Source organism: Chryseobacterium sp. MHB01 (assembly GCF_034651565.1).
Classification (GTDB): domain Bacteria; phylum Bacteroidota; class Bacteroidia; order Flavobacteriales; family Weeksellaceae; genus Chryseobacterium; species Chryseobacterium nepalense.
Genome location: NZ_JAYEDA010000006.1, coordinates 159,644 through 172,024 on the forward strand (window position 1 = coordinate 159,644; position 12,381 = coordinate 172,024).

Below are 12,381 nucleotides of genomic sequence, written 5' to 3' on the forward strand. Positions count from 1 at the left end.
CTTAATATTGCATTTTTCTCAATTTTTTATTGGTGGTTCCTACGGCTAGTGCAATTAAAACAGTCATTGTTCCGCCGAACACTACAGAGCGTACAACTCCTAGCAATTTAGCCATCACCCCACTTTCAAATTGCCCCATTTCATTACTTGACATGATGAATATTGAGTTCACACTAAGCACTCTTCCTCTTATATTATCCGGGGTTTTCAATTGTACAATGGTTCCTCTGATCACAACAGAGATGCCATCCAGCATTCCGCTCATCATTAAAAACAGAAAGGAAAGCCAGTATAATCGTGATAATCCGAAACCGATAATGCACAGTCCGAACCCTGTAACCACCGCCAGCAGGATTTTACCCTGATTTTTTCGCAGCGGAACTACGGACAAAATGGTAATGATGCACATAGAACCTATGTCTGAAGCTGCATTCAGCAATCCGAAACCTTCAGCACCAACTTTAAGTATATCGGTAGCGTACACCGGTATCATGGCAACGGCACCACCAAAGAGTACAGCAAACATATCAAGACAAAGAGCACCAAGAATTTCTTTTGTTTTTAATATATAAGAAATTCCTTCTTTCATACTTTCTATAACGTTAATATTCTCTTTTTTGTATTCGGAATGTTGTTTATTTAGCTGGAAAAAAAATAATGATGCCAAAAAGATGAGTGAAATAATTACAACAAGAGTCCATTTTACTCCAAAATAGCCAATGAGAAATCCGCCTGCTGCATGACCGCAAACAGAGGAAATGAGGAATGTTGCCTGATTTAAAGTAACCGCATTCGGAAGGTTGTCTTTTTTTACAATTTTAGGAATCATAGAAGGAACGATAGGTCCTATGAAAGCTCTTGCAATACCGGTGAAAAAAATTACACCATAGATAAAATAAGTAATCTGATGTCCCGTAAAATGCATTTCTACATTAAAAAAAGCGGGAATTAGCAGCAGTCCGATTAAAAAAATATAAGCATAATTGCAAATCAGTAATAATCTTTTCTTTTCGTTCATATCAATCACATGGCCGGCATAGAGTGCACAGCTTACTGCCGGAATTACCTCTGAGAAACCGATGAGGCCTATTGAAAACGGATCTTTTGTTAATTGATACACCCACCATCCCAATAAAGTGGCGAGCATTCTGAATGCTAAAACTATAAAAAATCTTCCCGTAAGAAGGTTTCTGAACTCGACATTTTTTAATGTCTGTAACGGGGTAAAAGAAATCATTCCACAAAAATAGCCTCAAATATGGATTTAAGGCTATGTATATGGTAAATTTTTAAATGAAAAATTGAATGACTCCTAAAAGATAAAATCTATTTAGTTGTCTGCACGTGATGCACTGATCACTAAGGCTGCAACGCCAGCGGCTCCGATGATTGAAGCTCCTATTACCGTTTTTGCTTTTCTGCTGTCTTTCACGGCAGCAACATTGGCCTTCGGTATTGTTACAACTGTACTGTCTTTTTTGCCGGCAGTCCCAATGATATTATCTCCATCTACATTACGGAATAATATTTTTTGATTTTCTGAACCGTCTCTCATCATTACAGTATACGTTCTTCCTGCCTCCAGATTGGAATAATCATTTTTAGCAGTATCCATACTATATTTTGTGGTTGCACAAGATGAAATTACAAATAACGACGTTAATAAAGATGATTTTAAAAGTACAGATGCTTTCATTATTATTTTTTAGTTTTCCAAATTTATAATTTTTTTCGAATATATGTTTCCGGAATTGAAAAAATGTGCTTAAAGTTTATATATTTTCAATAAATCTGCAATTTTTCTGTCATTGGCAAGTCGGGGGATTTTGTTTTGTCCGCCCAGTTTTCCCTGTGATTTTGCATATTCCTGAAAAGCGTTTTTCTTTAAAACCGTAATATAAAGTTTCTGAAGAATATTTCCTGAAATAAGATCATCATAATAAGTATTGCGTTTTCTAAGCTGATTGTCCAGTTCATCCCGGAACAGCTCAAGATTTTCAGGTTGTTTTTCAAATTCAATAAACCATTCATGATAGGGAAGGCCATGTTCAGGATTCACCTGCGGGGCAAGATGGAATTCGGTAATCTGTGCAGGGCAATTCTCTATGGCTGCTTTCATTGCTTCCTCTACTTCAAACGCAATAACGTGTTCGCCAAAGGCAGACGTAAAATGTTTCGTCCTGCCGCTTACCTGTATCCGGTGTGGATTTTTACCGGTAAATCTCACTACATCGCCGATAGAATACGCCCATAATCCTGAATTCGTAGTTAAAATCAAAGCATAGTCTTTGTTAAGCTCAATATCTTTTAAAGTTAATCTTCTCGCATCAGGCTTGCCATATTCTTCCAAAGGAACAAATTCGTAGAATATTCCGTGGTTGGTTAAAAGCAACAGTCCTTCTTTTGTATGGTCATCCTGAAAGGCAAAAAAACCTTCAGATGCCGGAAATGTCTGTACGATATCTACCTTTCCTCCGAGAAGTTCTTCCATTTTGTCGCGATAAGGCTCATAATTTACGCCTCCTGTCACAATCAGTTGAAGATTTGGAAATATATGTTTGATTTTTTTGCTATGTCTTTCCACTAACTTTTCAAAATACATAATCAGCCATGGCGGAATCCCGGAAATGAGAGTCATATTTTCTTTCTCCGTTTCTTCTACAATTTTGTCAACCTTGGCCTCCCAGTCTTCCATGATATTGGTTTCCCAGCTCGGAAGCCTGTTTTTTTGAAGGTATTTGGGAATATGATGGGCTACAATTCCTGAAAGACGACCGGTTTTAATCCCGAACACTTCTTCAAGTTCAGGACTCCCCTGGAGAAAGATCATTTTGCCGTTTACAAAATCGGCATTGTTTTTTTTAGCAATGTAATGAAAAAGAGCGCTTTGGGCAGCTTTCACCTGAAATGGCATTCCTTCCTTGGAAATAGGAATATACTTTGAGCCTGAAGTTGTTCCTGAAGTTTTTGCAAAATATTCCGGAACATCAGTCCAAAGGATGTTTGCCTGTCCTTTTTTTACTCTTTCAATATAAGGTTTTAGGTCTTCGTAATCCGAAATTTTCACCTTATCCTGGAAATTTTTAACGGATCTGATGTTTTCAAAATCATGTTCTCTTCCGAAAAGCGTTTTTTTAGCAGTATCCACAAGGGAAAATAATAATTTCTCCTGGTTTTGTTCAGCATTTTTTTTAAATTCTTCAGCTTTGCGCACATGTTTTTTTGCCCAAAGCAATGCGATATTTTTCTTAAGAAAGTTTATCATTCTTCAAATTTATAAATAACTGAAGAATCTTTGAAACTTTATGAGCAATATCCAACAAAAAACCGATGAATGAGTGGTCATCGGTTCTCGAAATTTGATTATGAAAATAACAACTATTGTTGAGTATTACTTGTTTTCTTTGTACCTCTTATCCGGGGTACCGTCTTTTTTCATTTTTTTGTTTTCCTTATAACGTTTGTCCGGTGTTCCGTCCTTTTTCATTTTCGCAGCTGCCGGAGCTGCTTCAGCTTTGGCTGGTGTAGCCGTTGCTGCAGATTTGGCCGGCTTTGAAGCCTGTGCTGTTTTTGCTGGCTGGTGATGATTGGCGGCAGTTGCCGGAGCAGTTTGCTGAGCGGTTGCAAGGCCAAGTCCAAGTGCGATTGACATTGCGGATAAGAATTTTTTCATAAGAACTTTTTTTTCTTGTTTCTTGAATCAAAGGTATATAAAATTTTTACTGAAAAAACTCAATTTCAGAACCTTAACTAAAGTTTATCACAGCTTAAAAAAACATTAAACATCCTTTCAGAGAAGTCTTTTAGAATACAAAACCTGCTTTCCTTTAATAAAGAAAAGCAGGTCCTTACATAATGTATGAAAAGTTGGTTATCGGGTACAGTTAGCCGTCCACGATTTTCCGTCCTTTAAATATAATATTTTTAGTTCATTATTATCAATTCTGATGTAAGATGTCGCTGTAGATCCTACCATTACCAGAGTATTATCGCCCTGTTGGTTAAATTCTACTCCGTTAAGATCAGGAATTCCGTTTGAGAAAGCGAAGTTGTATTTGGTTCCGCTTGCAATTTTTGTTACGAATACACTCCCGTCATTCGAGCTGATGTTGTTGTCTCCATCTGTATAGCCTACGCTACCTCTGTAAGTTCCTGCAAAAAAATCATTGTTGGCAGGATCGTCGTCGTCGCTGCATGATGTAATTGTCGTGACTACAAAAAATAATAGCACGAACATTCCTAAAATTCTGATTGTTTTTTTCATAATAATATTCTTTAATTTTGGTAGTCTTGAATTTCCAAACAATGTGCCATTTAGAAAAATGATTACTTATTTTAACTTTTTTGTTTAAGATTTTAATAAAAATTAAGATTTCTATCTTTAAACACTCTGTTTACGAAGAATTGGCGTGATTCTGGAATGGAAATTAAGTTGTATCTTTGTAAAGATCAAACGGTTTCGGAAAACTCCCGAAATCGCTTTTGTCGTTTATACTATTTTTTATGCAATTAAAAACCATTAATGAAAAATTCCTTCCGGATCTCCTTCAGAAGGAATTTGGGAAAGAAATTTTCATTCACCTGGAAAACCATCAACATATATCCGTAAAAGGCAGTGCAGGATCAGCCGTTTCTATAGTTGTGGCCGAACTTTTTCTCACCCGTAAAAAGACTGTTCTTTATATCGTTGATGATAAAGAAGATGCACTGTATGTCAATACGGAGATGGAAGACCTTCTGGGAAAAGATAAAGTGCTGTATTTTCCAGCAACCCATCTTGAGCCTTATCAGGTGGAGAAAACCCAAAATGCAAATCTTGTTTTAAGAACAGAAGCTATTAATAAAATAACATCGGGGAAATCTCCGAAAGTAATTGTGGCCTACGCTGGCGCGCTTTCGGAAAAGGTGCTTAAAAAGGAGGATTTTAAAGCCATTTCCCATCATATAAAAGTGGGCGATCAGCTTGATTTTGATTTTGTGGATGAACTCCTGAACCACTATAATTTCCAACAGACCGATTTTGTTTCTGAACCGGGAGAGTTTTCTGTAAGAGGAGGGATTGTAGATGTTTTCTCTTTCTCCAATGAAAAGCCTTACCGTATTACTTTTTTCGGGAATGAAATTGAAGGCATCAAAACGTTCGATATCGAAACACAGCTTTCTGTAGATAAGGTTGAGGATTTCCAGTTGGTTTCCAATATGAATTTTACGGTAACCGGAAGCCGGGTTTCTCTTCTTCAGCTTTTGCCAAAGGAAAGTATGGTGGTTTCCAAAAACGGGATTATCGGAATGCAGAAGCTTAAAACGTTCTATGAGAAAGCGCTGGAAAAATATGATACTTTAAGTAAGGATATTGCCCACAGAGCGCCTCAGGAACTTTTTATCTCCGATCAGGAATTTTTATTCGATTACAAAAAATTTACCACGGTAGATTTCGGAAGCGTTTCTATTGAAGGTCTTATTGATCTGGAGGAGATCAAAATAGATCAGATTCCACAGCCGTCGTTTCATAAAAATTTTGAACTGCTGATAGAAGATCTTGAAGAAAAACAGAGTAACGGTTTTGATACCTGGATTTCATTTACGGGAGAAAAGCAGAAAGAAAGGCTTGAATCTATATTTGAAGAATTGGAGCATGAGCTTCCTTTTAAAAGTTTTAAATCTGAACTTCATGAAGGATTTGTAGATCATAACCATAAATTGCTTGTATATACAGATCATCAGATCTTCGACCGATATCAGCGCTATAAGGCAAAAAATACATTTGCAAAATCGGAACAGCTTACCTTAAAAGATTTAATGTCTCTGAAAATAGGAGATTATATTGCCCATATCGACCACGGAATCGGAAAGTTTATGGGGTTGGTAAAGGTAAATAATGACGGTAAAATTCAGGAATGTTTTAAACTTACCTATAAAAACGGGGATCTCTTGTATGTAAGCATTCATTCACTTCATAAAATTTCAAAATACAATGGTCCTGAAGGACGTGAAGTGGTTTTGAGTAAGCTCGGATCACCAACCTGGAAATCTTTAAAACAGAAAACAAAAGCGAAAGTAAAACAAATTGCTTTTGATCTTATAAAACTCTATGCTCAAAGAAAGACAGCCAAAGGTTTTGCCTACACTCCGGATTCTTATCTGCAGAACGAGCTGGAAGCGAGCTTTATTTATGAAGATACTCCGGATCAGGAGAAAGCAACCATTGATGTGAAAAAAGATATGGAGGCAGATACGGTAATGGACAGGCTGGTTTGCGGGGATGTAGGTTTCGGGAAAACGGAGGTAGCGATCAGGGCTGCATTTAAAGCGGCAACAGATGGAAAGCAGGTTGCCGTATTGGTTCCTACCACAATTCTGGCTTTTCAGCATTACAGGAGTTTTAAAGAAAGACTTAAAGATTTTCCGGTAAATGTATCATATATCAACCGTTTCAGAACGGCCAAGCAAAAATCTGAAACTCTGGAAGCACTTAAAAACGGTAAGGTTGATATTGTTATCGGAACGCATCAGCTGGCGGGCAGTTCCGTGAAGTTTAAAGATCTGGGATTGCTGATTATCGATGAAGAACATAAATTCGGAGTTTCCGTAAAGGATAAATTAAAAACGCTTAAAAGCAATGTTGATACGCTCACGCTTACGGCTACACCTATTCCGAGAACATTACAGTTCTCATTAATGGCTGCAAGAGACCTTTCGGTAATCAAGACTCCACCGCCGAACAGACAACCTGTGGAAACACAATTGGTAGGCTTTAATGAAGAAATAATCCGGGATGCTGTTTCCTATGAGCTCCAGCGTGACGGCCAGGTATATTTTATCAACAACAGAGTTGAAAACCTGAAAGAAATTGCGGGATTAATACAGCGTCTGGTACCGGATGCAAAGGTTATTACGGGACATGGGCAGATGGAAGGGAAGCAGCTGGAGAAAAATGTCCTTGATTTTATGGAAGGAAAATATGATGTGCTGGTTTCTACGACGATTGTTGAAAGTGGAGTGGATGTTCCTAATGCCAATACTATTTTCATTAATGATGCACAACGTTTCGGAATGGCAGATTTGCATCAGATGAGAGGGAGGGTAGGACGAAGCAACAGAAAAGCATTCTGTTATCTCATTACACCGCCTTATGATATGATGACCTCTGATGCCAGGAAAAGGCTGGAGGCCATCGAACAGTTTTCTGATTTGGGAAGTGGTTTCCAGATTGCTATGAAAGATCTTGAAATCCGTGGTGCAGGAGATCTATTGGGAGCTGAACAAAGTGGATTTATTAATGAAATGGGATTTGAGACCTATCAGAAATTAATGCAGGAAGCACTGGAGGAGCTGAAAGATGACCAGGAATTTGAAAATTTATTTGAAAATGAGGAGGAAAGAAATAAGCTCTTTAAAACAACAAAAGATATTAATATTGATACGGATCTTGAGCTGATGCTGCCGGATTCGTATATCTCCAATACGGAAGAAAGATTATTACTCTACCAGAAGCTTGCTGATATTGATAACGAAAAAAACCTCGAGAAATTTGAATCTGAATTGAAAGACCGTTTTGGAAATCTGCCCGAGGAAGCAAAGAATTTGCTTAAAAGTGTCAGTTTAAAATGGCTGGCATCGGAAATCGGATTTGAGAAAATTGTTATGAAGAATGGCGTATTTCTGGGGTATTTCCCGGGTAACCCACAGGATAAATTTTATCAGACAGACAAATTCAGACATATCATCAGTTATCTTACCCAAAACCCGGCAGAAGCACAGCTTAAAGAAAAAACCGGTAAAGAAGGCAACCAGCTGATGATGCGGAAGGATAAAGTAAGGAATGTTGATGAGGTAAATTCTCTTTTAAAATCAATGCTTAAGACCGGTTAATTCTTTAATATCATATTTAGACAGTTTGTTTTTTTATTTTTTTTAAAGTATATCAACTCGGTGTGAATTTTTTTTATATTTGTATCCATGAAAAAAAATAAACACAAATGTATAGCCGGGTTGTTTTTTTATGTGACGCTAAACGCACAGGTTGGAATAAAAACACAAAATCCAAATGCTTTGCTGGATGTTAATGGAACAGCTTCCTTAAGGAAAGAACTCAGAGTTGGAGGCACTGCCAGTCAAGTGGGTAGCGCCGGGCTTAATGGCCAGGTTTTGGTTTCTCAGGGCGAGGGTCTGCCTCCAGTCTGGAAGTCTTTGAATGTGTCTTTTGTGGAAGAAGGGCAGTATAAGTTAATTAATTCATATTTGTCTACAGATCAGGTTGGTATAACAAGTCTTTCTGCCAATGTTGCTGCTGATGGAATATATCAAAGCAATATAGGAGATGATATTACAGATATTACTAAAGGAAAATGGGTAAAAATTACAGGTCTGGAAAACAACTTTGTCATTAAAAACAGTAAAAATAAGCTGAATTACCAATTTCAGACAGGCGTTGAAATGAAAGCGCCGGCTGCAACAACTTCGCAAAATATTACTTTTACATGTGCTGTTTTCAGAAACGGAAAGCTTGTAGCAGTAAGACCCGATAAAATTTCTTCCAATAATAATAGCACCAAGCAAGGGCTTCAGGATTATATTTTCACACTTAATTACACGGAACAGAATATTCCTGCAGGTAATCAGAAAATAGAAATAGCCTGTCGTAAGATAGATTCTTCTAGCCTGACTACTGAATTCACAATAGGTAGGAATATTTCTAATAGCAATACAATTTCCAATGCATTTACTTTAGAATCTGTATTTAAATTAGATATCATTGAATTTGTAACTTACTAAATATAATTATGAAAAAACTATTAATAATCTTGTTATCAGTAACCCAAATTTATCTTTGTGCTCAGGTGGGGATCAATACCAGATCTCCCAAATCTGTTCTTCATGTAAACGGAGATGTGAATCTAAGAGGAAAATTATCTGTATTGAATACCACCAATAACCAGATCACTACCGGGATCAATGATCAGGTACTTGTTTCTCAGGGTGAAGGGTATCCTCCCATCTGGAAAACTTTACGTATTCCTGACTATGAACAGAATAAGTTTTATCTCATTTTCAGCAGCTCATTTTCAGACAGGACAGGCTTAAAATTCACCTCTTCGGAAGAATCTTCCAATGCTGCAACAATATCGACTACCTTTGTAAAAAATGTAAACATCAGTACATTAAACTTGTTTAGAAAAATTTCATCATTATTTCAGCCGTTTACTTTATATAGTGCTACAAGTAAGATGTATTTTCAGTTTGAAACTGTGGTGCAGGCAGATTTCCCTTCCAATGGCAATCCGGATATCTCCATAGATTATGCATGCGGAATTTTTGTTGATGATAAACTGGTCAATTTAAGACAAAGAAATATTAAGGCAAGCTCCGGGACCAATACATTTATCACTCACAATCAGATAGGTATCGCAGAAAATCTTTCAAAAGGTAATCATACGGTAAGCGTAGCCTGTGCTAGATTAAAATCATATAATTCTACAGCAACACTTGGTATAGGAATTAATGTAGCTTCCAATATTGACAGCTTTATTGCCCAGTCATCCCTTAAAGTGGATGCTTATGAAGTTCCTGAAGTATTTAACCCAGTAACAAACTAAATCATGAAGAAAATATTTATCATCATAATTTCACTATCTTCGGTTGGCTCATATGCCCAGGTGGGTATAAATACGGCTACTCCGGTGGGTACCTTGGATATTAACGGAGATCTTAACATACGAAATGAGCTGAGAACAGGAGGAACAAATACTGTAAAGGGAAACGCAGGCACAGCGGGGATGATTTTTCATAATAGTTCCGATCTTACTGTAAACGACTGGAAAAATATAAAAATTGCTGACGGACAAGGCAGCATGTCTATTTTCTTCATCAATACTTTAATAGATCAGTCTGGGGCAACGTTTAACGGATCCAACGGCGCTACCACTCCATATACGGAAGACTCTGTAATTGATAATACCTGGACCGTACTATCCGGAACGCAGGATACTTTTTCAATCAGTAAACCTACTAACAAAGTCGTATTTTCATTTCAGACAACTGCACAAAAAACAGGAAATGGCAATTCTTCATCAGGATTTGCATGTGGTGTTTTTCTGGATGATAAACTAAAGGCTGTAAGAACAGATGTCGTACTGGGTACGGATGGGACTTACAAAATTTTCAACCTGAATGCAACACTTACTGATATTGTTCCTAAAAACAATTATTCTGTAAAAGTAGCGTGTACTAAAAGGAATATAAATTCAGGAACGTTGGGAATAGGTTTTCCTGTTAATACTTCTTTTCTTAATGCTGCAATGGCACAATCTGTCTTTACAACTTCAGTATTGCAGCCTTATTAGATGGTATGAAATGTAATTAAATCTAAAAAAAAACAGTTTTTTTAGATTTTTGCTTTAATATTTATCTCGAAATTTAGTTTTCCGATCAAAGAAATTCAATTATATTTGAGAGCTTAAAAATTAATAACGTATGATAAAGAAATACTTCATTTCATCTCTTGCTCTTTTGGCATTAAGTTTTTCTGTTTCCTGTGATAACACTACAGAAGATCCTCCTAACCAAAATAATAGTAATTCGGGCGGAACAACCATTACAGGGCCAAGGATTTTGAGTAAAATCACAAACGGAAATATTGACCAGGAAGAGTATATTACGAATGCAGGAGTTCTTTCTCAGGCGCTGATCAGAGATGCGGGGAGCAACAATACCATTACCGCTACGGTTACTTATTCCGGCGACAAGATTTCAAAAATCAAATATCTGGATAATGTAAATCCTCATGTTATTAATCATCTCTATACGCTCTCATACACCGGAGGGAAATTGTCTGAAATAACAATGGACCAAACGTTAGTTTCTTCCGCAAACCACAGTGATTTCACCGTGTATTATGATGCAAACGGACAGTTATACAGAATTGTAGAGAAGAAAAAAATGGGAGGCAGTGCTACTTATACCCATTACGTGGAAAATAAGTTTACCTTCGCTGCAGGTAACGTGGCAAAGCTTGATTATACAACCATGCTCATGAATGGTGGAAATCCGGATCCTTCAACCTCAACTACCATGTCATATGCATATGATAATTATGATAACAAAATAAATCCTTATACCACTCTACCGAAAGAATATTTTATAGTTACGGGTACTTTATTCCCAATTAATTTTAATGCATTGTCATCTAATAATACGGGAAAGAACACTTTAATAAGCTCGGGTGCGCCGCAGACCAGCGTGCCGAAATCTTATCTGTATGATGCTCAAAATTATCCGGTTTCAGATCCCGGACAGATTGTTAAATATGTATATAAGCCTTTATAACTACATTTTATCTTTATTAGTTTTGTTTGAAAAGGAATAAAAACATGATTTTTATTCAAAAAAAAACTATATTTGTGGAAAAATAAATAATCCCACCTTGGAATGAAAAGACTTTTTTATTTTGTTTTGCTTTTAGTAGGTATTTCTGCAGTTCATTCTTGTAAAGATTTATCGGATGAAGACGGAAATCCGTTGCTGGATATTAACAATAATACCGGACTTATCGGTGCACGTGCACTTTACAGAGAAATCACTGATGCTGATACACTGGCAACCTATCATTATAACGGCCTCCAGGTGTCCAGAGTGGATACAAGAAAGGCTTCAGTAACAGATGTACAGTATAGTGGGGATAAGATAAGCAGGGTAACCTTCAAAGGTTTTCTGGATGCTGATAATAACGGTACACCTGATGCAGACAGTACTTCATACGAACAACAGTTCACTTATGGCAATACGGGAAGATTAGAAATTATTTCCGAAACACGTTCCGTATACAACAGAACAGCCCCGGTTCCGCCATCAACAACTCCTGGACCTTGGACTATTCTTAGAAAATCAAAAACACTTTATAATCTTACATACAATTCTACAACATCAAAACTTGCCAAGATTGTTATGCAGACCGGAAACGAAACAATAGGTGTTCCTTTTGCGTACAGCAATTTTTCAGAAACAACCTATGAATATTCGGGGGATAATGTAACAAAAGTAATAAGAGGTTACGGACCTATCGCAGGAGGTGTATTCGGTGCAGTAAACACAAAATATGGCTATGAGTACTCCAATTATGATGCCCAGATCAATCCCTTTACGCTATTGCCACTGGCTTATAAAATTTCCAGATTGTTATCTACTGAGCAAAATGACATGGAAAGCTGGATTCTGTCTCCAAACAGTCCTAAAAGAAAATCCGTTTCTGATCTGATGCAGCCGGTACCGGTACCAGTAGTTGTATCTACAGATTACAATTATGACGCCCAAACGTATATGAGAAAAGGATACGGTGTAAACTACATTTACAAACCGCTATAAAAATAATCTTTAAATATTACT

Annotated in this window: 11 protein-coding genes; 6 read left to right on the top strand and 5 right to left on the bottom strand. The window is 37.0% G+C overall.

Annotated features, from left to right (window positions below):
• Position 1: 1 nt before the first annotated feature.
• The 5 genes from U9K52_RS11705 to U9K52_RS11725 form a co-directional block, all read right to left on the bottom strand.
• Positions 2-1,237, bottom strand: coding sequence for an MFS transporter (locus U9K52_RS11705; RefSeq protein WP_312174899.1), 1,236 nt, complete (start codon positions 1,235-1,237; stop codon positions 2-4).
• 93 nt (positions 1,238-1,330) lie between these two features.
• Entirely contained in the window at positions 1,331-1,696 is a 366-nt protein-coding gene (locus U9K52_RS11710; RefSeq protein WP_248389843.1) for a hypothetical protein, read from the bottom strand.
• A gap of 69 nt (positions 1,697-1,765) precedes the next feature.
• On the bottom strand, positions 1,766-3,265 hold the full coding sequence (locus U9K52_RS11715; protein ID WP_322926624.1) for a GH3 auxin-responsive promoter family protein: 1,500 nt from the start codon (positions 3,263-3,265) through the stop codon (positions 1,766-1,768).
• Positions 3,266-3,391: 126 nt separating this feature from the next.
• Positions 3,392-3,673, bottom strand: coding sequence for a hypothetical protein (locus tag U9K52_RS11720; protein ID WP_263601736.1), 282 nt, complete (start codon positions 3,671-3,673; stop codon positions 3,392-3,394).
• Positions 3,674-3,871: 198 nt separating this feature from the next.
• Positions 3,872-4,264 carry a hypothetical protein gene (locus tag U9K52_RS11725; protein ID WP_263601735.1) on the bottom strand — a complete coding sequence of 131 codons (393 nt, stop codon included), beginning with the start codon at positions 4,262-4,264 and terminating at the stop codon, positions 3,872-3,874.
• Positions 4,265-4,503: 239 nt separating this feature from the next.
• Here U9K52_RS11725 and mfd point away from each other — a divergent pair, with 239 nt between their 5' ends.
• The 6 genes from mfd (at position 4,504) to U9K52_RS11755 (ending at position 12,360) form a co-directional block, all read left to right on the top strand.
• Positions 4,504-7,872 (top strand): transcription-repair coupling factor, encoded by a 3,369-nt coding sequence (mfd, locus tag U9K52_RS11730; RefSeq protein WP_322926626.1) that lies wholly within the window; start codon positions 4,504-4,506, stop codon positions 7,870-7,872.
• Between the two features lie 87 nt (positions 7,873-7,959).
• Positions 7,960-8,775, top strand: coding sequence for a hypothetical protein (locus tag U9K52_RS11735; RefSeq protein ID WP_322926627.1), 816 nt, complete (start codon positions 7,960-7,962; stop codon positions 8,773-8,775).
• Between the two features lie 8 nt (positions 8,776-8,783).
• Complete coding sequence (locus tag U9K52_RS11740) at positions 8,784-9,596, top strand: hypothetical protein (protein WP_322926628.1); 813 nt, start codon at positions 8,784-8,786, stop codon at positions 9,594-9,596.
• A 3-nt stretch (positions 9,597-9,599) separates the two neighbouring features.
• Entirely contained in the window at positions 9,600-10,343 is a 744-nt protein-coding gene (locus U9K52_RS11745) for a hypothetical protein (RefSeq protein WP_263601732.1), read from the top strand.
• Positions 10,344-10,473: 130 nt separating this feature from the next.
• Complete coding sequence (locus U9K52_RS11750) at positions 10,474-11,325, top strand: hypothetical protein (RefSeq protein WP_322926630.1); 852 nt, start codon at positions 10,474-10,476, stop codon at positions 11,323-11,325.
• Between the two features lie 102 nt (positions 11,326-11,427).
• A complete protein-coding gene (locus U9K52_RS11755) occupies positions 11,428-12,360 on the top strand; it encodes a hypothetical protein (protein WP_248389868.1) in 933 nt (310 codons plus the stop codon).
• Positions 12,361-12,381: the final 21 nt, after the last annotated feature.